21 protein-coding genes and 1 tRNA gene are annotated in these 20,286 nt (G+C 68.9%); 10 read left to right on the top strand and 12 right to left on the bottom strand.

Annotation, left to right across the window (positions count from 1 at the left end):
- Positions 1-2: 2 nt before the first annotated feature.
- Both QHF84_RS27965 and QHF84_RS27970 read right to left on the bottom strand, forming a co-directional pair.
- Positions 3-1,625: a PAS domain S-box protein gene (locus tag QHF84_RS27965; RefSeq protein ID WP_281316502.1), complete on the bottom strand. Its 1,623-nt coding sequence runs from the start codon at positions 1,623-1,625 to the stop codon at positions 3-5.
- A 93-nt stretch (positions 1,626-1,718) separates the two neighbouring features.
- The gene (locus tag QHF84_RS27970; RefSeq protein ID WP_348652886.1) at positions 1,719-2,468 is read right to left on the bottom strand and encodes an SDR family oxidoreductase; all 750 of its coding nucleotides are present in this window, start codon (positions 2,466-2,468) and stop codon (positions 1,719-1,721) included.
- 164 nt (positions 2,469-2,632) lie between these two features.
- Between QHF84_RS27970 and QHF84_RS27975 the strand changes: the two genes are divergently transcribed.
- Positions 2,633-3,265: a TetR/AcrR family transcriptional regulator gene (locus tag QHF84_RS27975; protein WP_281316504.1), complete on the top strand. Its 633-nt coding sequence runs from the start codon at positions 2,633-2,635 to the stop codon at positions 3,263-3,265.
- 16 nt (positions 3,266-3,281) lie between these two features.
- On the opposite strand, the gene QHF84_RS27980 is transcribed toward QHF84_RS27975, so the two are convergent.
- From QHF84_RS27980 to QHF84_RS27990, 3 genes are all read right to left on the bottom strand, one after another.
- Entirely contained in the window at positions 3,282-4,580 is a 1,299-nt protein-coding gene (locus QHF84_RS27980) for a PAS domain-containing protein (RefSeq protein WP_281316505.1), read from the bottom strand.
- Between the two features lie 162 nt (positions 4,581-4,742).
- The gene (locus QHF84_RS27985; RefSeq protein WP_281316506.1) at positions 4,743-5,597 is read right to left on the bottom strand and encodes an SDR family NAD(P)-dependent oxidoreductase; all 855 of its coding nucleotides are present in this window, start codon (positions 5,595-5,597) and stop codon (positions 4,743-4,745) included.
- A 34-nt stretch (positions 5,598-5,631) separates the two neighbouring features.
- The gene (locus QHF84_RS27990; RefSeq protein ID WP_281316507.1) at positions 5,632-6,186 is read right to left on the bottom strand and encodes a glutathione peroxidase; all 555 of its coding nucleotides are present in this window, start codon (positions 6,184-6,186) and stop codon (positions 5,632-5,634) included.
- 190 nt (positions 6,187-6,376) lie between these two features.
- Between QHF84_RS27990 and QHF84_RS27995 the strand changes: the two genes are divergently transcribed.
- Complete coding sequence (locus tag QHF84_RS27995) at positions 6,377-8,500, top strand: hypothetical protein (RefSeq protein ID WP_281316508.1); 2,124 nt, start codon at positions 6,377-6,379, stop codon at positions 8,498-8,500.
- A gap of 162 nt (positions 8,501-8,662) precedes the next feature.
- Here QHF84_RS27995 and QHF84_RS28000 read toward each other — a convergent pair.
- Positions 8,663-8,749, bottom strand: a tRNA-Ser gene (locus QHF84_RS28000).
- 204 nt (positions 8,750-8,953) lie between these two features.
- On the opposite strand from QHF84_RS28000, the gene QHF84_RS28005 reads away from it, so the two are divergent.
- Positions 8,954-9,787 (top strand): amidohydrolase family protein, encoded by an 834-nt coding sequence (locus tag QHF84_RS28005; protein WP_281316509.1) that lies wholly within the window; start codon positions 8,954-8,956, stop codon positions 9,785-9,787.
- Here QHF84_RS28005 and QHF84_RS28010 read toward each other — a convergent pair.
- Genes QHF84_RS28010 through rpe form a run of 3 tightly spaced genes read right to left on the bottom strand, consistent with a single transcriptional unit; the run spans position 9,784 to position 12,826 of the window.
- Entirely contained in the window at positions 9,784-10,722 is a 939-nt protein-coding gene (locus QHF84_RS28010; RefSeq protein ID WP_281316510.1) for a cysteine synthase family protein, read from the bottom strand. The two genes, QHF84_RS28005 and QHF84_RS28010, sit on opposite strands and share 4 nt — an antisense overlap.
- Positions 10,719-12,104, bottom strand: coding sequence for a hypothetical protein (locus QHF84_RS28015; RefSeq protein ID WP_281316511.1), 1,386 nt, complete (start codon positions 12,102-12,104; stop codon positions 10,719-10,721). The genes QHF84_RS28010 and QHF84_RS28015 overlap by 4 nt, the downstream gene beginning before the upstream one ends.
- Positions 12,101-12,826, bottom strand: coding sequence for a ribulose-phosphate 3-epimerase (gene rpe / locus QHF84_RS28020; protein WP_281316512.1), 726 nt, complete (start codon positions 12,824-12,826; stop codon positions 12,101-12,103). The genes QHF84_RS28015 and rpe overlap by 4 nt, the downstream gene beginning before the upstream one ends.
- A gap of 92 nt (positions 12,827-12,918) precedes the next feature.
- On the opposite strand from rpe, the gene QHF84_RS28025 reads away from it, so the two are divergent.
- From QHF84_RS28025 to QHF84_RS28035, 3 genes are all read left to right on the top strand, one after another.
- Entirely contained in the window at positions 12,919-13,368 is a 450-nt protein-coding gene (locus QHF84_RS28025) for a GNAT family N-acetyltransferase (RefSeq protein WP_281316513.1), read from the top strand.
- A gap of 85 nt (positions 13,369-13,453) precedes the next feature.
- On the top strand, positions 13,454-14,341 hold the full coding sequence (locus QHF84_RS28030) for a hypothetical protein (protein ID WP_281316514.1): 888 nt from the start codon (positions 13,454-13,456) through the stop codon (positions 14,339-14,341).
- Complete coding sequence (locus QHF84_RS28035) at positions 14,332-14,838, top strand: cyclic nucleotide-binding domain-containing protein (protein ID WP_281316515.1); 507 nt, start codon at positions 14,332-14,334, stop codon at positions 14,836-14,838. Before QHF84_RS28030 ends, QHF84_RS28035 begins: the two co-directional genes overlap by 10 nt.
- Positions 14,839-14,894: 56 nt before the next feature.
- Here the strand turns inward: QHF84_RS28035 and QHF84_RS28040 are convergent, their stop codons facing one another.
- Positions 14,895-15,317, bottom strand: coding sequence for a hypothetical protein (locus tag QHF84_RS28040; protein WP_281316516.1), 423 nt, complete (start codon positions 15,315-15,317; stop codon positions 14,895-14,897).
- Between the two features lie 173 nt (positions 15,318-15,490).
- On the opposite strand from QHF84_RS28040, the gene QHF84_RS28045 reads away from it, so the two are divergent.
- Genes QHF84_RS28045 through QHF84_RS28055 form a run of 3 tightly spaced genes read left to right on the top strand, consistent with a single transcriptional unit; the run spans position 15,491 to position 18,295 of the window.
- On the top strand, positions 15,491-16,183 hold the full coding sequence (locus QHF84_RS28045; RefSeq protein ID WP_281316517.1) for a YggS family pyridoxal phosphate-dependent enzyme: 693 nt from the start codon (positions 15,491-15,493) through the stop codon (positions 16,181-16,183).
- Positions 16,184-16,221: 38 nt separating this feature from the next.
- On the top strand, positions 16,222-16,746 hold the full coding sequence (locus tag QHF84_RS28050) for a TlpA disulfide reductase family protein (protein ID WP_281316518.1): 525 nt from the start codon (positions 16,222-16,224) through the stop codon (positions 16,744-16,746).
- A gap of 1 nt (position 16,747) precedes the next feature.
- Complete coding sequence (locus tag QHF84_RS28055; RefSeq protein WP_281316519.1) at positions 16,748-18,295, top strand: replication-associated recombination protein A; 1,548 nt, start codon at positions 16,748-16,750, stop codon at positions 18,293-18,295.
- On the opposite strand, the gene QHF84_RS28060 is transcribed toward QHF84_RS28055, so the two are convergent.
- Together QHF84_RS28060 and hpt are read right to left on the bottom strand one after the other, a co-directional pair.
- Positions 18,265-18,579: a tetratricopeptide repeat protein gene (locus QHF84_RS28060; protein ID WP_281316520.1), complete on the bottom strand. Its 315-nt coding sequence runs from the start codon at positions 18,577-18,579 to the stop codon at positions 18,265-18,267. The two genes, QHF84_RS28055 and QHF84_RS28060, sit on opposite strands and share 31 nt — an antisense overlap.
- The gene (gene hpt, locus QHF84_RS28065; protein ID WP_281316521.1) at positions 18,576-19,103 is read right to left on the bottom strand and encodes a hypoxanthine phosphoribosyltransferase; all 528 of its coding nucleotides are present in this window, start codon (positions 19,101-19,103) and stop codon (positions 18,576-18,578) included. Before hpt ends, QHF84_RS28060 begins: the two co-directional genes overlap by 4 nt.
- 95 nt (positions 19,104-19,198) lie before the next feature.
- Between hpt and QHF84_RS28070 the strand changes: the two genes are divergently transcribed.
- Entirely contained in the window at positions 19,199-19,846 is a 648-nt protein-coding gene (locus tag QHF84_RS28070; protein WP_281316522.1) for a Uma2 family endonuclease, read from the top strand.
- Positions 19,847-20,286 lie beyond the last annotated feature (440 nt).

Raw genomic sequence — 20,286 nt, forward strand, 5'->3', positions numbered from 1 at the left:
CTCTACCGCGCCGGCGCATTCCGGCGCGCGCGGCGGCCCGAGCGCGCGATGGCGTGGGAGACGCCTTGCTCCAGCGTGCTCACCGTCTTGATGCCACGCATGTCGATCCCGAGCTCCACGAGCGTCTGGGCCGCCGCGGGGCGCACGCCCGTCAACACGACCTCCGCGCCGAGCAGACCCGCCGCCTGCGTCGCCTGCACGAGGCCGAGCGCGACGGGCGTGTCCACCGTGCGAACGCCGGTGATGTCGAGGATCGCGACCTCGGCGTGATGCGCGACCACGCCCTGGAGCAGCGCCTCGAGCACGAGCGCCGCCCTGCTTTCGTCGATGGCGCCGACGAGCGGCATGAGCACGACGCCCGAGGCAATCGGCAAGAGCGGCGTCGACAGCTCGCGCAAGGTCTCGCGCTGCGCCTCGATGATCCGGACCTGGAACGTCGCCTGCTCCGCCTCGACACGCCGCAGATCGGTGATGTCGGACGCGATGCCGCAAAGCGCATACGCCTTGCCGTTCGTGTCGAACAGCGGGAACTTGGAGCCGAGAAAGACACGCGTGCCATTTTTCGTGGGAATGCTCGTTTCGATCTGGAGCGGCTCGCCCCCGTCGAAGACTCTCTGGTCGTCCGCGCGATGCCTCGCGAGGACGGCGGGCGGAAGGACTTCGGCCTCCATCTTGCCGATCGCGAAGTTCGGCTCGAAGCCCATCCCCTCGTCGAAGGCGCGGTTCGTCAAGGTATAACGGCCTTCGAGATCCTTGACGAAGAGCATGATGGGCGCGTTCGTCATGACCGCGTGCAACATCCCCTCGCTCCGGTCGAGCGCCTCGCGGTCCCGTTTGTGGTCGGTGATGTCGATGCCGCTGGCCACGACCGCGATCGGTCGTCCCTCGCCGTCGAGCAGGCGCCCGACGTTCCATTGCAGGATACGGATGGCCCCGTCCCGCGACGTGATCGGGTTCTCGAAGCCGCGTGTCTCCTCGCCCGCGAGCACCTTGCGCATGTCGGCCGCGACCGCGGTCCGCGCCTCGGGCGGCACGAACAGTTCGAGGTAGTTTTTCCCGAGGATCTCGTCCCTCGGCCACCCGTAGAGTCGCTCGGCCTCGGCGTTCCATTCGAGAATGGTTTTGTCCTCGCCGATGAGCATCACGACGCTCTTGACGGCGTTCACGAGGCTGCGAAAACGCGCCTCGCCATCGCAGCGAGCCGCGGCAGTGGCCGAGACGGCGCACCGCGCGAGCGCGCTCGTTACTTCATCGTGAACGGCGAGCAGCCTGTCGAGCGCATCGGCATAGGCCGAGGCATCGAGCGGTGAAGCAGGGTCCGCGCGAAGCACGCGCTGGAAATGGCGCCGCGCCCTCGCGAGCGCGCGGAGCACCTCGTCGATGGCCGCCCCGCGCTGCCCGAGATCCAGCGCAGCCGCCGTGACGCGCTCGGCAGCCCCGTCTTCCCCGACGAGCACGCCGATCGTCGCGCCCACGACGGCCTCGGACCACGCAGCGACCTCCGCCGTCGTCGCCTTGCCGAGGAGCGCGACTTCGGACGTGGCGTCACGCGCCACCACGAGCGCCAGATCGCGCGCCTGACTGTCGAGAAACGCGCGATACGTGGTCGCCGAAGGATCGCTCATCTCGCACTCCTCTGTACGGGTGACGTAACGACACCGTACCCATCCAGAGGCGTCAAGCGCTTGGCGAACGATCCTGCCGTGGCGCGACGAGGTTCAGATCTGCGCGAGCCCGCCGTCGACGAAGAGCTCCGCGCCGTTGACGAAGCTGCTCGCGTCGGAGGCGAGGAATACGGCGGCTTTGCCCACCTCGTCGGGATCGCCGAGCCGGCCGAGAGGGACCGCGGTCGCGAGCCCCTGGAGGAGCGCCTTTGCCTGCTCTTCCGTCGGCGCGATCCCCGCGAGGCCCGGGGTCTTGATGGGCCCGGGGCTGATCACGTTCACGCGAATGCGGCGCGCCTTGAGGTCGAGGATCCAGCTTCGCGCGAAATTGCGCACGGCCGCTTTCGTGGCGCTGTAGACGCTGAATGCCTCGGTGCCCATCGTCGCCGTGGTCGAGGCGTTCAGGATGACCGAGCCGCCGTCGACGAGCAGGGGCAATGCCTTCTGCACCGTGAAGAGCACGCCCTTCACGTTCGTGTTGAAGGTCTTGTCGTAATGCTCCTCGGTGATCGCGCCGAGCGGGGCGAACTCGCCGCCGCCGGCATTCGCGAACACCACGTCGATGCGGCCCGCCTGCTCGCCGACGATCGCATAAAGTCGGTCGAGATCCGCGAGGTTCGACGAATCGGCACGGACGCCGACGGCGCTGCCGCCGATCGCCGCGACCGCTGCGTCGAGCTCGGTTTGGCGCCTGCCCGTGATGAAGACGCGCGCGCCTTCCGCGGCGAATCGCTTGGCCGCGGCGAATCCGATGCCCGTGCTCCCGCCCGTGACGACGGCAACTTTCCCTTCGAGTGCGCCCATGATCATTCTCCAGTTTCTTCGGGATTCGTTCGGTTTGGTCCGCCGGCCACGCGCTCCGACGTGGTAGGACTGGCCGACGACGAGCTCGTTCGTGTCGGCGTTGTTGACCACTCGGTCCACTATGGGACTTGTGGACCGATCGGTCAAGTACCATGTAGAGGGGTATGGGTCGTCCACGTAAGTTCGAGGTGGAACAGGTGCTCGAGGCCGCGCGGGACCAGTTCTGGGAGAAGGGGTACGCGGCGACGTCGCTCGACGACCTGATGCGGGCGACGGGGCTCGGAAAGGGCAGTCTTTACGCGGCCTTCGGCGACAAGCACCAGCTCTTCCTCGCCGTCCTCGACGCCTACGCGGCCCGGCGCCTCGAGGTCCTGCGCGCGGCGCTCGGCGGCGACGCGAAGGCGATCGACCGGCTTCGAAACCTCTTCCAGGCCGCCGCCCGACCGCCCGAAGCCACCCTCGGCGACACGCGCGGGTGTTTTCTGGTCAACAGCGCCGCAGAGCTCGCATCCCACGACCCCGAGGTGCAGAAGCGGGCACGGGAGACGTTCGCAGCCCTGGAGGACCTCTTCGTCGAGCTCCTGGAGCAGGCGCGCGCCGAGGGCGACCTCGGGCCGGACGCGGACGTGCGCGAGCTCGGGCGGCTCTTGCTCGCGGTCCATCAAGGGATGGAGTTCCTCGCGAAGACGGGGTTGGAGCGTGAGGCGATCGAGCGGATCGGGGAGGCGGCCCTCGAAAAGCTGCTCGGCGCGGCGCCGGCGTGTCGGGAGGCGAAGGGGCGGCGCCGGCAGACGTGAGCCGATGCGGCCCGCTTCAGCGCCGCTTTCCGGCCTGACCCGTGGCGTAGGCGATCCCGCTCGCCAGCGTGCCGCGAACGATCAGCGACGTGAGGGGCACGTCGAGCTCGACCAAGGTTCGAGCGACATCCGACCGAATCCCCGTCAGCACGACCTCCGCGCCGACGAGCCCGAGCGCCTGCGCCGTACGCATGATCGTATTGGCGACGTGGGTATCGACCTGTTTGACGCCGGTGATGTCGATGATGACGACGCGCGTCTGCTTCGTCACGGCCGCACTCAGCACCGTCGAAAGCATCTGCTCGGCGCGCCTCGCGTCGATGGCGCCGATGAGCGGCAGGACCATGAGGTCCTCGCGAATGGGGATGAGGGGCGTGGAGAGCTCTTCGAGGAGCGCGCGCTGCACGCGGATCACCTCGTCCTGCAGGGCAGCACGCGCCCGCTCGGATTCCTCGCGCGCCGCGAGCTCTCGCTCGAGGCGCCCGGCCTGGAGGCGAATGGTATCGGCGGACTGCCTGCGCTCGGTGACATCCTGCACGGTGCCGAGCATCCGCAGCGGCGTGCCCGAATCGCTGTAGAAGACCTTGCCCTGCTCGTGGACGACGCGGACCTCGCCCGTCGGCAGCGCGATGCGGTGCTCGATGCTGTAAGGGGCGCGCTCGTTCACGGCCTTGTTTACGGCCTCCACGACCATGTCGCGATCGCCCGGGTGAATCGTGCTGATGAACGCCTGATAGCTGACGTCGAATTTTCGCGGCTCGTAGCCGAAGATGCGAAAGATCTGGTCGGACCAGGTCAAGCCTCCCGTGGGAATGTCCCAGTCCCAATTGCCCATGTTTCCGATCTCCTGGGCCCAGAGCAGACCTTCTTCACTCGCGCGGAGCGCGCTCTCCGTCTTTTTCTGCGCGGTCACGTCGCGAAGGTGGACGAGCGCCCCGCCTTCCGGGTCGACCTGGCAGGGCGTCACGACGAGCGAAAACCATTTCTGCTCCTCGTCGGCCGTGAGGCTCGTGCCAAGCTCCAGGTCGAATCGCGCGCGGCGGCCCGAGCTCACGTCACCAATGCCGGCGCGTATCGCCTCTCGGTCGGTCTCGCGAAGGTCGAGCATGGCATCCGGGGGCGTGGACAAGGCAAGCTCGTGGCTCCGCGGCCCCGGCTCGCTGTCGCCGGCGAGCCGATACCAAGCGAGATTGACGTAACGAATTCCCCCACGCGCGTCGACGAGCGCAACCGGATCCGTGAGCGCATCGAGCGCCGACCACGCTCCCGCAGCGAAATGGGACGAGCTCCCCGACGACGGCGTGTCCTGCAACATGTCAACCCCCCCCCGAAACCCGAGCCCCGGCGCCGCGGTCCGGCCTCCCCGATTGGCCAAACTGCGCGTGCTGGTCGCGCCGATGCGGGCGCTCCCGTGAGGCTACGATGTAGGCGGGGTTGCCGTCAAGGTCGACGAGCGATCGCGCTCGACGATACCGTGCTATTTTTTCACCGAGGCGAACGTCTTGAATGCCTCGGCGAAGTCGGGGTGCCACCGCGAGAGCGGCGGACGGTTCTCGACGATATCGCCGGCGGCCCAGAGGATACGGCGCTCGTCGAGCGCGCGCGGCACCTCGTTGTCCGGGCAGAGAATGTAGAAGTCATTCTGGGCCAGACGCTCCAGCATGAAGTCGATCGTCTGCTCGGGGGTCCACGCCCCCGCGGGCTTTTCGGTACGGCCGGACGCGGTGAGCTCGGTGAAAACGAAGCCGGGGATGAGCAAGTGCGCCCGGATCTGACAGCCGGGCGTGTTACGAAGCTCGTGCTCGAGCGCCTCGGTGAAGGCCTTCACGCCGGCCTTGGAGACGTTGTACGCCGGGTTGCCGGGCGGCGTGGTGATGCCTTGTTTCGAGCCGGTGTTGATCACGAGGCCGGGCAGCCCCCGCGCGAGCATCCGCGGCACGAAGACCTGCGTGCCATGAATGACGCCCCAGAGGTTCACTTCGAGCGTTCGCGCCCAGCTCTCGGCCGGTCCGAGCACGGTGCTCCGAGGCCCGATGCCGGCGTTGTTCATGAGGATGTTGGTCCCGCCAAACCTCGCGTCGACGGCGTCCGCGAGCGCGACGAGCGCTTCGACGTGGCCGACGTCGGTCTCGGAGGTCATGACGTCGGCGTCGCCGCCCTTCGCCACGGCCACGACGGCCTCACGCGCCCGCGCGAGGCGATCGGCGCCGAGGTCGGCGATGCAAACACGAAGGCCGAGCGACGCGAGCTTCTTCGCCGCAGCGAGCCCGATGCCAGAGGCGCCGCCCGTGATGACGGCGACGGCGCCCGGAGTGAAAGCGGGGTGATTCATGAGCCATCTCCTGCGGTGAGAATCGCGGTTGTTTTCACGGCTGCGCGAGCGCTCGCTCGATCGCGGACACGAGGAGCGCGGCGTCGGGCGGCACGTCGGGCGAGAACCGATCGACGACGTCGCCGTTGCGATCAACGAGGAATTTCTCGAAGTTCCAGAGGATCTCGTGCGGCGCGCCGGGGTCGATGCCGTAGCCGATGAGCCGCGCCCGGAAATCGCTGCCGGGGAGCGCGCGCGCCTCGGGCTTGGCCGAGGTGAGCTCGCGGTAGAGCGGGTGCTGGCCCTCGCCCTTGACGACGATCTTGGAGAAGAGCGGGAAAGAGACGCCATACGAGGTGGAGCAGAACGACTGGATTTCAGCGTCCGTGCCGGGTTCCTGCGCGCCGAACTCGTTCGCGGGAAAGGCGAGCACCTCGAGGCCCTGGTCCTTGTACTTGCGATAAAGCGCCTCGAGCGCCTCGTACTGAGGCGTGAGCCCGCACCGCGAGGCGACGTTGACGACGAGGCGAACCTTGCCCGCGAACGCGCCAAGCGAGGAGGGACGGCCATCGATGGTGTTGACGGGGATCCGTTCGAGGGAAGATGCCATGCGGTGGGCGTACTCGTCGTGAAGGCGGGGTGCAATCCGCTTCGACGAAAACGGGAACGAACCATCGAGAAGCGTGTCGAACAACGCCCGAGCGATGTTCGCCGCGTCTTTACGCGGCCGACAGACGGCCTCACGATAAGATGCCGTGCGGCGATCACGAATCCCGCGCTCGTCGCAACAGGACTCCACCGTGCAATCCCGATCCCTCCTTTTCGTCTTCGTCGCCGCGACCTCTGCCATCACCGCATGCTCGAGCCCGCCCGCGCAGCGCGCCGCAGCGGCCAGCTCGGCCCAGGCCACGCGCGTTGCGCAGGCGCCCGCGAGCGCCGAACCGGCGACCGCACCCGCACCCGCCGCGTCGCCCCCGGGAATGTGGACCGCTTCCCCGGTCGTGTCCGCCGCGAGCAGCAGCGCAGGGCCACGCTCGCAAGCCTCGCGCGTCGAGCTGCACGTCACGGGCCGCGTGCGAGAGATCTCCGTGTCCCCGAGCGGCGCGGCGTGGCTCACGGACAGCGACGGTCCCTCGTACCACGCCGACGCCTTCGACGCGCTCTGGAGCCGCAGCCCGCTCGATTGCAGCACGCTCGTCGGCTTCTCGCGATCCGGCCAATGCGACCGCGTCACGTTCTTCACCGACCGCGTCGCCATCGCCACCGGCTACGTCGGCCAGCGCAACGACGAGTATTTCTGGACCGGCGACGCCGGCCGCACATGGGAGCGTCGCAAGCTGCCGGCCGGCGAGTGGATCTACGACGTGTTCGCCACGGCGCGCGGCGAGGCCTGGCTCGGCGGCTCGCGGGGAAACGTGTACTATTCGCGCGACGCCGGCCGCACGTTCACCCTGCTTTCACAGCCCTACGACGATCGATCGCGGATGCACCGGATTTTCATGACGGCAAGCGGCAACGGGCTCGCCGGCGCGCTCGGTAACGAGCTCAAGGTGACACGCGACGGCGGTCGCACCTGGACGGCGATCGAGACGCCGCTCGATCAGCGCGCGACGAGCGGGGCAAAACCAGCAGCGGAAAGCCCTGCGAAAAACATCCAGAACGTCGCATTCGTCCATGGACAGTGGCTGGTGCAGCAAAATGACGCCGTGTTCGCGTCGCCCGACGTCACGCCGGTGCGCTGGCGCCGCGTGGGCACCCTCGTTGCGTTCGAGGCCGACCGCGACGGGAGCGCAGCATTCGGTGTCGAGCGGGACGGCCGATTCGTGCGGATCGACGCGTCGCTCGCGCTCGCGTCGATTTCCGGTGCGCGGCTCGAGGGCGAGCTCGAGGATCTGCACGTCGAGGCCGGCGTGCTCTACGCGCTCGACGCTTCGCTCGGGCTCTACCGCGCCGACGCACAAGGCGCGCGCTTCGTGGTCCCGCAATCGGACGGCGACGCGGCCGCGTCGCTCACGATGGTTCGACGCGCAGGCGATAAGCTCTGGGGGGTGGCCCCGCACGGGCTTTATGCATCGGCGAACGGCGGCGCGACGTGGGGCGTCGAGCAAGAGTCGACCACGGCGCTCGTCGGGCTCGAGGCGCGCAGCACGGACGAGCTCTTCGTGTGGGACGCCCGGGGCGATGCGTCGATCTTCGACGCGCGCTCCCACCGCCTGACCGCCGTGGGCTCGCTCGCGAGGGTACCCGTGGGGAGCCTCGTCGTGGTCGACGCCGGGCAGTGGATCATGCTGGACCGCGGCCGCCCACAAGCCGGGGCGTGGCGCTCGAACGATCGCGGCGCGAACTGGACGCAACTCGATGGCTGGAAGGGCGCGATCGCGATCGCGGCCGCCGCGTCGCCCGACCACGACGTGGTGCTCTGGCTCGCGGACAACACGGTTCGTCGTGTCAAACTGCCCACGAGCACGAGCGTGCTGGCCGGCATCCCGGCGCCCCGCGTGCGCTCCGTTCCGGTCGCCGCGCGACATGTTTCTTGCTGCACGAGCATGTACTTTGCCGACGCCGATCACGGCCTGCTCCGCGGCTACGTGCACCACGCAGGCGACCACGTATGGGCGACGGAGGACGGCGGCGCGAGCTGGTCCGCGGTGGACACGGCAGCGCTTCCGTTTACGCGTGTCGTGCCGTTCCGCGGAGATGCACTCGCCGTCGCCGCGCGGACCGGCGAGGATGACGAGGGCAAACGCGAGCTCTACGTGCTGCAGGGGACGAACCGGCGGCTCGTGTATCGCGCGACGGAGGAGATCAGCGACGTGAGCGTGGATCCCTCGGGCAACGTTCTGATCGAGCTCGACCCCACGCCGGAGACGTTCGACGATACGAGCGGGCGGCACTGGCTGGCGCTGCGCCCGATGGGGCAATGAGGTTGCGGGCTTCGCTACGGGCGACTTTCGAGAGCAATAAAAGAATGGCGCGACGATCGAGGGAATTGTCTGCGCAATGGACAGGTGAAGATGCGTTACGGGCCGTGCGGCTTCTCGATGCGCGAAGCCGCGCCGACGACCCGACCTGATTGAAAAACTCAGCGGAGGAGAAGGGATTCGAACCCCTGGTACCCTTCCGGGTACGGCGGTTTTCAAAACCGCTGCCTTCGACCACTCGGCCACTCCTCCCGAACGGCGCCGAAAATCTTCGGCTTTTTCTTCCCGGTTTGTCAATCCCCTCCTGCGCGCGCCTGCTCGTCCGCCGTCTCTCTGCTCCTCTCCTCGTCCCGGTCGGCTGCCGGGTCCGGCGCTCTGGACAGGACTACCACGGGGCGGCGCTCGTCGCACCTCCTCGGCGCGGGCCGGGCGTGCGATGCTCGGCGCCGAGGTGCCATGAACACGCCCGCCTTCGTCGTCGATGCCTGGATCCAGCATCCTACCGGCCCTTTCCTGCGGGACCCCATGTTCGCCACCCTCCGCCGGTGGATGGGCATCGAGGCCGACGCGCTCCCCGACGTCATTCCCGACGTGTTCACCCTCGGCGCGCTCGAGGCTGCGTCCGTCTCGGTCGCGCTCGTCTCCGCCTGGTGGGGGCCTTCGGGGCCGATGCTCGATAACGACAGCGTGGCCGCGTTCGTCGGGCGGTATCCCGATCGGCTCGTCGGCGTCGCCTCCGTCGACCTCGCGAGGCCCATGGATGCCGTGCGCGAGCTCCGGCGCGCCGTGCGCTCCCTCGGCATGCGCGCGCTCCGCATCCTGCCGTGGCTCTGGGGGCTGCCGCCGAATGACAGGCGGTATTATCCGCTTTATGCCGAGTGCGTCGAGCTCGACGTGCCGTTTTGCTTGCAGGTCGGGCACGCAGGGCCGCTTCGGCCGAGCGAGCCGGGGCGGCCCATTCCTTATCTCGACGAGGTCGCCTGCGAGTTCCCCGAGCTCCGCATCGTCGGCGGGCACATCGGGTATCCCTGGACCACCGAGATGATCGCGCTCGCCACGAAATATCCCAACGTGTACATCGATACCTCGGCCTACAAGGCGAGCCGCTATCCCCCGGAGCTCGTCTCGTTCATGCGCGGGCACGGGCGCGAAAAGGTGCTCTTCGGGAGCAACTGGCCCATGCTCTCGCCCGTGAATTGCCTCGACAAACTCGATTCGCTCGGGCTCGATGAAGGAGCGCGCGCGGCGTTCCTCGGGGAAAACGCGCGGCGGGTGTTCAAGCTAGGCTAGCGGAGCCATTCGCGACTGAAATAGCGGTCCCAGCTATCGGCCAGGATCGCGACCACGGGGCCCTGGAGGTCGCCGCTCGCCGCCACGCGGAGCGCCGCGACCACCGCGGCGCCGGAGGAGCCGCCCACGAAGAGGCCTTCTTCGCGGATCAATCGGCGCGTCATGAGGAACGCGTCCTCGTCGCTGACCGTGATCGCCTCGTCGATGACCGTGCGGTCGAGCAATTCGGGAGGACGGCTCCCGCCGATGCCCTCCATGCGATAAGGCGCGTCGGGGCCGATTTCCCCCGTCTCCACCCAGTGCGCCAGAACCGAGCCGCGTGGATCGGCGAGGACGATTCGTACACCCGGGGCGAGGCGCTTCAAATATCGGCCGACGCCCGTGATCGTGCCGCCCGTGCCCGCGCCCGCCACGAATGCGCCGATTTTACGGCCCATCGATACCAGGATCTCGGGGCCCGTCGTCTCTTCGTGCGCCCGGATGTTCGCGGGGTTCCGGAACTGGTCGGTCAAGAACCAGCCCTCCGTCCTCGCGAGGCGCTCGGCCACGTTGCGAAAATTGTCGGGGCTGTCCGGCGGATCGTTCGGCGTGATGTGCAGGCGCGCGCCGAGCGAGGAGAGCGCGGCCCGTTTGTCGACGCTCATTTTCTCGGGCATCACGCAGACGAGCTCGTAGCCGCGGACCGCGGCCATGAGCGCGAGGCCCATGCCCGTATTGCCCGCCGTGGCCTCGACGAGCGTCATGCCGGGCTTGAGCGAGCCGCGCTTTTCAGCGTCCTCCACGATCGCCCGCGCGATGCGGTCCTTGATGCTGCCGCCGGGGTTCAGGTGCTCGCATTTGACGTACACCGGCACGGGAAGGCCCTTGCCGATACGCTTGAGCGGCACGATGGGGGTATGGCCAATCTCGTCGAGGATCGTCCGCGTCTTCGTCATCGTCCCGCGCGGGCGCTGCCCGCCTCGCCATCCGGTGGTGCGGCCTGCCAAACCTCCCCCAGCCAGGTGACCGCATCGGCGCATTGCCCCCGCGTCCGCGGTCGTCCCCCGTCCCTCTCGTACGGCCCCGCGACGAACGCGATGTCCCGACCCCGCAGCCCCCACGCGACAGGGCCGAGCGTATCCCGCTCCCGGCAACCTTTCCCATACTTGCGCTCGAAGAGCGTCGCGACCTCGGCCGCGTCCGCCGCCGTGTCCATACGAAGCCGGAACGCCACGGCGAATAGCCGCTTTCCGCTCTCCTCGCGCGCCGCCACCACGAATCGATCCCCGCCCCACCCCGCCGCGCCCTCCCGGGCCTGCGCGCGGCTGCCAATGTCCTCCAGCAGAATCCGGAGCCCCTGCTCGCCCACCACGTCGTCGATGAGCACCCGATACCCTTGCCGCCCGAGCGCGCCGAGCACCGGCGGCGCGACGACCTCGGCCGGCTCGCGCGCAAGGAGTTTGTCGACGTGCAACAATTGCTCCGTCGTCTCGGGCATCGACCGCCAAACCTCGTCGACCGCGCGCCAATCGCCGCGGCGGCGCAAGGCCTGGATGAACGCGAAGCCGTCGATGTAGGGCGTGATCAGCGACGAGGTGATGGCGCGCGGGGTCTTCTGGCCGACGTCGGACATCGCGGTCGACGCGACGAACGCGAATCGCACCTGCTCCTCGGTCATCTGGAAAGCCGAGCCGAGCGTGACGTCGAGCATCGCGCTCACGGCGTCGCCCTCGATGACCGCATGCACGGCCGAGAGACGATCGCCCGCGCCCGGCGCATATTCGACCATCGGCGCCAAAGGAAAGGTCTGATCGGCCAGGGCGTGGGCGAGCTCGTGCGCGAGCGTCTCCTCGGCCTCCTCTTCGCCGAGGTCGTCGGCGAGGTACATGGCCCCGTCCTCCGGATCGTAAAACCCCGCGACGCGCCCGCCGAGCAGAGCGAAGGTGCCGGCGACGAAGTCGTACCCGGCAGGGACGACGTCGAGCGCGGCGAGCAGCTCCCCTTGCGCGACGAGCGCGTCCTTCGGCGTGTCCTCTTCGACCGTCTCGCGGATACGTCGGAGCATCGCCTCGCGATCGAGGACCTTGCCCGGCACGGTCCGCTTGATCGGTAGGCCGCGCGCGCGCGCGACGCGCTGGAGCATCCTCTGCACCGCCGCCGTGCTCTCGGCGTCGGGCGGAGACACGTCGTCGAGGTCGATCTCTCTCGGCTCGCTCGGGGGCGGAGGGTTCGTTCGTGTCGGCTCGGGCGCGCGCGAGGGCGGCGAGGAGGGCGGCGAGGAGGGGCCACAGCCGGAGACGAGCGCGAGGGCGACGGCCCCGAGCCAGGCGCGTTTCACGCCACGGCCCCTGCGCCCGCGGCCGCGTCCTCGCGCAGCGCGCGGATGGCCGTGGCGTAGCGGGTGACCCGCTCGTCGAACGAAAAATCTCCGGCGCCGGATGCCGCGTTGAAGACGGCCGAGCCGGCCACGAGCACACGCGCGCCGGCGCGGACGACCTCGCGCGCGGTGCCGACCGCGACGCCGCCGTCGATCTCGAGGTCGACGGCGAGGCCCTGCGCGTCGATCGCGCGCCGGAGCGCGTCGAGCTTGGGCAGGGCGCTCGGGATGAAGCGCTGGCCGCCGAAGCCGGGGTTGACGCTCATCACGAGGACGAAGTCGCAGTCGGGCAGCACGTAGCGGATCGTCTCCTCCGAGGTGTGCGGATTCAAGACGACGCCGGCCTTTTTTCCGAGGGCGCGGATTTGCTGGAGGGTGCGGTGCAGGTGCGGCGAGGCCTCCACGTGCACGCTGATGAGGTCGGCGCCGGCCTTCGCGAAATCCGCGACGTAACGCTCGGGCTCGACGATCATGAGATGCACGTCGATCGGCAGCTTCGTCGCGGCGCGGACCGCCTGCACGACGAGCGGGCCGATCGTGATGTTCGGCACGAAGCGCCCGTCCATGACATCGACGTGGATCCAGTCGGCGCCCGCGGCCTCGACGGCGCGGACCTCTTCGGCGAGACGACCGAAATCTGCGGAAAGTATCGAGGGGGCGATGCGGATTGCGTCGCGACTCACGGGGCTACGGCTAGCATGTTTTTGCAGTGGGGTCCCTAGCCCAAGAGCGGCTACCCTGGGGGAGCCCGAGCCGGGCTCACGCAGGAGGCGCCTTGGAGCTGACGACGAGACCCCTCAAGAAGTCCGACTACGACGAGGTGGTACGCGTGATCGACCGCTGGTGGGGCGGCCCCACGAGCGCGCTCGCGCACCCGATCTTCTTCTACGAGCTCGGAAAGCTCGCGCGGGTCGTGGAGCACGACGAGCAAATCGTGGGCTTCCTGTTCGGGTTCATCGCGCCCGAAGGGCCGGTCGGTTACGTGCACATCGTCGGCATCCACCCGGACTACCGACGCCGCGGCGTCGCGCGCCTGCTCTACACCGCGTTCGAGGCCGACTGCCACGCGGCCGGCTGCCGCCTGATGAAGGCGATCACCACGCTCGGCAACGAGGGCTCCGTGCGCTTCCACGACGCCCTCGGCTGGGCGAAGGCCGAGGTCGAGGACTACGCGGGTCCGGGACGTCAACGGATCGTGTTCACGAAGGAGCTCGCCGCGCGTTGATCTTTCGCGCCTTGGGCGTAAGGTTTCTCTCGCTTCCTCCTCTTGCTCCCGTTCGCGCGAGGTGACGATGAGAACAAGCTTTGCCGTGGCGATAGGGCTCGTTTCGCTCCTGGGATCCGTGCTTTTCGCCTGCGCGAAAGGCAGCTCGTACACAGGCTCGGGCGGAAACGGCGGCGAGGGCGGCGAGGAAAACGGGCCGGGGCCTGGCCCGTCGTCGAACAACTCGTCGTCCGCGAGCGGCATGGGCGGCGCGGGAGGCATGGGCTCGGTGAGCTCGTCGGGCAGCGGCGGCAGCGGCGCGGGTTCGTCGTCGTCGTCGTCCGCGAGCGGATCCGGCGGCGGCGGCGCTTGCAACGAGACGCCCTGCAAGCTCGTGTCGCCGCAGTGTGGGTGTGCGGCCGGCGAGATGTGCCAGATCGACGGCACGGGCGAGCGCGCGTGTGTGCCCGCGGGCAACGTGCCGATCGGCGGGCTCTGCGACATCGACAACGACTGCGCGCCGGGCGGCATCTGCCTCGCGACGACGCCGACGATCAGCACGTGCGGCGAATTCTGCTCGACGGACGCGCAGTGCACGGCGCCGGGCGGCCTCTGCGCGGTGAAGCTCAACGACGGCAGCGGCGGCCAGGTCGCGGGCGTCACGCTCTGCTCGGAGAACTGCAACGCCACGACGAACGTCGGCTGCGCGGCGGGCACGGGCTGCACGTTCGGGCGCGAGGCGGCGGGGCAGATGCGGCTCTTCACGACGTGCCGCGAGGCCGGCAGCGGCACACAAAACTCCGCGTGCACGGACGACACCGATTGCGCGGCGACCTACGGGTGCTTCAACACGGGCAGCGCGAACGAGTGCTTGAAGTACTGCAACGTGAACGCGGCGAGCTGTCCCGCGGGCGCATCGTGCACGCCGATCACGATCGGCGCTGACGCAGTGGAAGTGATCATCGGCAACGTGACGTACGGCGCATGTCTGTAAAACTCGGCTTCCAGGGTAGCGAGCGGCTGCGGGAGATCGGCCTGTTCGGCGGGCTCGGCGACGAGGTCTTGCAAGACCTGTCGGGCTCGCTCGATCTGATCGAGCTCACGCCCGGCTCGGTGGTGTTCCGCGAAGGCGACAGCGGTCGCGAGATGTTCGTCTTGCTCGACGGCGAGATGGAGGTCTTGAAGCAGTCGAAGCGCAAGCACGAGACACGCGTGGCCGTGCTCGGCCCGGGCGACTGGTTCGGCGAGATGTCGATCCTCGACGTGCTGCCGCGCTCGGCGACGGTGCGCGCCGTGGCGCCCTCGAGGCTCTTGCGGATCACCGCGCATGACCTCGACTCGCTCTACCGGCGCGACCTGCGCGCCTACTCGCTGCTCGTGCTGAACATCGCGCGCGAGATGTCGAGACGCCTGCGCGTCTGCGACAACCTGCTCGCCGAGCTCGTCGCCAACGTGATCGACGAGTACACCCGGCCAAACCGGACCAGCTAGACAACCCCGTCTCCCCTCTCCCGTGCGGGAGAGGGGAGAAAGTTGCTCCGCCTCGGCTATTTGCCGCGCACGCCGCCGGCGCCGCCACCGCCGCCAGCACCACCGGCGCCGCCTTCACCGCCTTCACCGCCCGCGCCGCCGGCACCACCGGCACCACCGGCGCCGCCTTCACCGCCGGCTCCGCCTGCGCCACCCGCGCCACCCGCGCCGCCTGCGCCGCCTGCGCCGCCTGCGCCGCCTGCGCCGCCGCTGCCGCCGGCTTCACCACCCGTCCCGGTGGGATCGCCGCCCACGCCACCACCACCACCCGCGCCGCCCGAGGACGAAGACGTGCCGCCCGAGCCACCTGCGCCCGCGTTCGCGCCCGAGCCCGCGTTGCCTGCGGTCTCGTCGGCCCCAGGCGGATCCGGTTGCGGGTTGAAGCTACACGCCGTGACGGCGAGACCCGTGAAGACGAAGAGGACGAAGAGCTTTCGCATGGCTGAGGACGCTGTGCCGCAACCATCATGCCATGACGGCCAACGTCGTTTCCACGAGGAAACGGGCGCAATTGCGGCACAGCTTGGCACGTCTCCGGACGCCCGGATCGCGCTCACCGTTGGCACAGGCGCTTTGCTCGCGAGGAGCGCGCGGCGCGGTATCGTGAGGCCCTGTGAACGAAAACGAGAGCACGATCCCCGCGCGCCTCGCCGCCGTGCGCGCGCGCATCGACGAAGCTGCGATCCGAGCAGGGCGGAGCCCGCGCTCGGTGCGGCTCGTCGCGGTGTCGAAGACGAAGCCGGCCGAGGCGATCCGCGCCGCGTACGACGCGGGCCAGCGCGACTTCGGCGAGAACTACGTGCAAGAGTTGGCCCAGAAGGCCGCGGCGCTCGCGGACCTGCCGGAGCTCAGGCTGCACTTCATCGGCGCGCTCCAGCGCAACAAGGCGAAACAAGCCGCGAGCGTGGCCGCCGTCATCCACACGGTGGACCGCGAGGAGCTCGCGACGGAGCTCGACAAGCGCGCCGGCGCGCTCTCGCGCAAGCTCGACGTGCTGCTCGAGGTGAACGTGGGCGGCGAGGCGTCGAAGGCCGGATGCGCGCCCGAGGCCGTCCCCGCGCTGCTCGAAGCGGCGCGGCGCGCCGAGCATCTGCGCGTCGTCGGGCTCATGGCGATCCCGCCCTACCTCGACGATCCCGAGGCCGTCCGCCCGTACTTCGCGCGCCTGCGCGCGCTGCGCGATTCGCTCGAAGCGCCCGCGCTCCTGCCCGAGCTGTCGATGGGCATGTCCCACGATTTCCACGTGGCGATCGAGGAGGGCGCGACGATCGTCCGCGTCGGTACGGCCATCTTCGGCGCGCGATAGCCTTCGCGAAAGAGGCGGCCTAGAGTTCGATCATCCCCATGCGCGGTCCTCTCCGTTCCATCGCTGCCACGCCGAGCGTGCTCGCTTGCGCGGGGACGATCGGCCTCTTCGGTTGCGCGCCGGCCATGCCCGTGTCGATGGGCCATCCGCTGCTCGGCGCGACGTCGCCGCCGTTTCACGAGACCACGATCGACGAGCGCTCGGTCGACGTGCCGGGCACGCTCCGCACGCACGTGACCGTGATCGATTTCTGGGCGTCGTGGTGCGGCTCGTGTCAGCAGACGATGCCTGCGCTCGAGCGGCTTTATCAGGATCGACGCGCCGAGGGGCTCGTGGTCGTGGGCGTGAGCGTGGACGACAGCGCGGATGAAGCCGCGCGCGGGGCCGAGGCGTTCGGGGTGTCGTTCCCGATCGTGCACGACGACGGGCACGGGCTTCAGTACGCGTTCGGGGTGTCGGAGGTGCCGACGACGTTCGTGGTCGATCGGTCGGGGACGGTGCGCTTCGTGGGGCGTGATCCGTCGAGCATCCAGCGCGCGGTGGTCGCGCTCATGGACCGGTGAGATGACGGCCCGACGAACCGCTCGCGGCGGCGAGAAAGACGCGGGCCCGACGCTGTTCGAGGCCGCGCTGAAGCGTGATCCGAAGCTCGCGGAGCTCGTGCCGCTCGCCGAACGGATGCGACCGCGCGCGCTCTCGGACCTCGTCGGGCAAGAGCACCTCGTCGGCGAGGGGAAGCTGCTCGCGCATGCGATCGCGGCCGATCGGGTGCCGTCGATGATCCTGTGGGGGCCGCCGGGATCGGGCAAGACGACGCTCGCGCGGATCGTGGCGGAGTCGACGCGGGCGCGGTTCGTCCCGTTCAACGCGGTGCTCGGCGGCGTGCCGGAATTGCGGCAAGTGATGGCCGCGGCGAAGGAGGCACGCGCGTACGAGGGGAAGCGGACGATCCTCTTCGTCGACGAGATCCACCGGTTCAACCGCGCGCAGCAGGACGCGTTCTTGCCGCACGTGGAGGACGGGACGATCACGCTGATCGGCGCGACCACGGAAAACCCTTCGTTCGCGGTGAACGCGCCGCTGCTGTCGCGGTGTCGCGTCTTCCGGCTGAACCTGCTCGACGAGAAGGGGATCCGGGAGCTTCTGGGGCGCGCGCTCGAATCGCCGGAGGGGCTCGCGGGGTCTGTCGGGGCGGACGAGGAGGCGATCGAGGCGATCGCGAAGCTCGCGAGCGGCGACGCGCGGAGAGCGCTGACGACGCTGGAGATCGCGGCCGACGAGGCGAAACGTGAGGGCCGCGCGCGGGTGACGCGCGACGACGTGGTGCAGACGAGCGGGCAGAAGACGCTGCTCTACGACAAGGCGGGGGAAGAGCACTACAACGTCATCAGCGCGTTCATCAAATCGATGCGCGGATCGGATCCGGACGCGGCGATCTACTGGCTGATGCGCATGCTGGAGGCGGGCGACGATCCGCTGTTTCTGCTGCGGCGCATGATGATCTTCGCGAGCGAGGACGTGGGCAACGCCGACCCGCGCGCGCTCGACGTGGCCGTCGCGGCGGACGCGGCGTTCCAGCGCGTGGGCATGCCGGAGGGGATCTACTTCCTCTCGCAGGCGGCGATCTATCTCGCGTGCGCGCCCAAATCGAACGCGTGCAACATGGCGTGGAAGGCGGCGCAGGAAGCCGTGCGCGAGCGGGGCAGCCTGCCCGTGCCGATGAGGCTACGCAACGCGGTGACGGGCCTCATGAAGCGCGAGGGATACGGGACGGGATATCGCTACGCGCACGACGAGAAAGGCGGCGTCGCGTGGGGCGAGACGTACCTGCCGGACGAGATCGCCGGGACGCACTTCTACGAGCCGACGGAGCGCGGCTACGAGAAGGTGATCGCCGAGCGCGTGCGATGGGTTCGCGCGCAGCAATCTCGTCACGACGAAGAGGAAGGCTCTGCTCCCCTCTCCCGCGAGGGAGGTTTGGGGGCGCAGCTCGGCTCGTCCGAGCGTAGCCCCCAAGCGTTGAACGAGGGGACGGGGGTGAGGGAGTCGTCCGGGGGTGAAGAGAAAACCGATCCGAAGCCTCAATCCTCGAGCGCCGACAAGGCCGACTGAATCTCGGACAACGCGTGCGCATCGCCCTTCGCGCGCGCCCGCGTCACGCCCTCTTCGAGCCACGCACGCCCCTCATCCACGCGCCCCGCCTTCACGAGCATCTGCCCGCACATGAGGTACTGCGGCACGTAGCTCGGATCGATGTCGCGAAGCTCGGTGAACGTGCGAAGCGCGTCGTCGATCCGATCGGCCCCCGCGTACTCCATCGCGAGCGCGTACCACGCGAAGGGATCCTTCGATCCCTTCTGGATCATGCTCTCCAGGACCGCGAGGCGCTTGCTCACGACCCCGACTCCACGAGCCCGATGAACGGCAAGTTGCGGTAACGCTCGGCCCAGTCGAGCCCGTAGCCCACGACGAACTTGTCTTCGATCGTGAAGCCCAGGTAGTCGATCGGCACCTGGATGCGCGTGCGCGCGGGCTTGTGCAGGAGCGCGCAGACCTTCACGCTCGCGGGCTTGCGCGTGCGGAGCAGGTCGAGCAGGTGCGCGATCGTGAGGCCCGTGTCGACGATGTCCTCGACGATGAGGACGTCGTCGCCCTCGACGGGCTTGGTGAGGTCGTGGGTGATTTGCACGACGCCCGAGGACTTGGTGCCCTCGCCGTAGCTGCGCACGCCGAGGAACTCCACGCGCATCGGCAGATCGATGTTGCGCGCGAGGTCGGAGGTGAAGACGAAGCTGCCCTTGAGGACGCAGACGAGGACGAGGTTGCGCCCCGCGTAGTCGCGCGTGATCTCGGCGCCGAGCTCGCGCACACGCTGCGCGATGCGGTCGGCGTCGATCATCGTGGAGACGTTGGTGGCCATCGGGAGCGCGAGGTAGCACCGGTGGCGTCGGGCGCCTAGGTGGACGTGGTCGGGCCACGCTCCCGGCGGGGCTCGTGTCGCGCTAAGCTCGGGTCATGGCTCTCCTCGTCGAACCGTCCGCCCGTCCGGACAAGCCCGAGCCGCACGCCTGGAGCGCACCGCCGCCGGCCGAGGATCAGCGGGTCATTCTGAACGGGATGACATGGAAGGACTACGAGATCCTGCTCGCCGTCCGCGGGGACGAGTCCGGCGTACGCATGGCCTACTCGAACGGAGCGATCGAGCTGATGAGTCCTTCCGTCAACCATGAAGGTGTCAAGACGCTGATCGGTCGGCTGGTCGAGGCCTACGCCGACGAACGAGGGCTCGACCTCAACGGCTATGGCTCGTGGACGCTGAAGAACGCGCTCGTCGAGAAGGGCATCGAGCCAGACGAGTGTTACGCGCTCGGCGTGCCGAGCGGCGACGTCCCGCAGCTCGCCATCGAGGTGGTGTGGACGAGTGGCGGCCTGAACAAGCTCGACATCTACCGAAACCTCGGCGTGGGCGAGGTCTGGGTCTGGGAGCGAGGCGTGGGCATCACGGTCCACCTGCTCCGGGAAGGGCGGTACGAGAAGGCCTCGACGAGCGCCCTTTTACCGGAGCTCGATCTGTCGCTTCTTCAGAGCTTCCTCGAGTCGCCGAACCAGAGCCAAGCGGTGCGGGCGTTCCGGCAAGCGCTGCGAGGGTCGACGGCCGGATGACCACGGGTCTCGGCCGGGTGACCATGGGTCCTGGGCGGGTGACCATGGGTCTCGGCCGGGTGACCATGGGTCTCGGCCGGGTGACCACGGGTCCTGGCGAGGTGACCATGAATTTTGGCGGGGCGAGCACGCATGGGCTCGGCTGTCAAGCGGGCGGTTGCTCGATCGGGCAGGCGCGGCCCTCGATCGGAGGCGCCGGTCCCGTCGCTCATCCAAATGGCGCGGCAGGGCTCGCGGTCGAGAGGGCCGACTTATCGGAGCCGAGATCATGGGCCGAGCCTACGTTGTGAATTGTAGGCTTGCCTGCACAAGCTGCTCCGGCACTGAGGACCAGGAACCCGTCACTGCCAGGTCACTACCGCCCTTTTAACGTGGTTCGGGATGGTGATGGAACCGAGGATCGACCTGCTGTAGACTTGTTGGTCGTTTCGCACACAAGA

Source organism: Polyangium sp. y55x31 (genome assembly GCF_029946505.1).
Classification (GTDB): domain Bacteria; phylum Myxococcota_A; class Polyangia; order Polyangiales; family Polyangiaceae; genus Polyangium.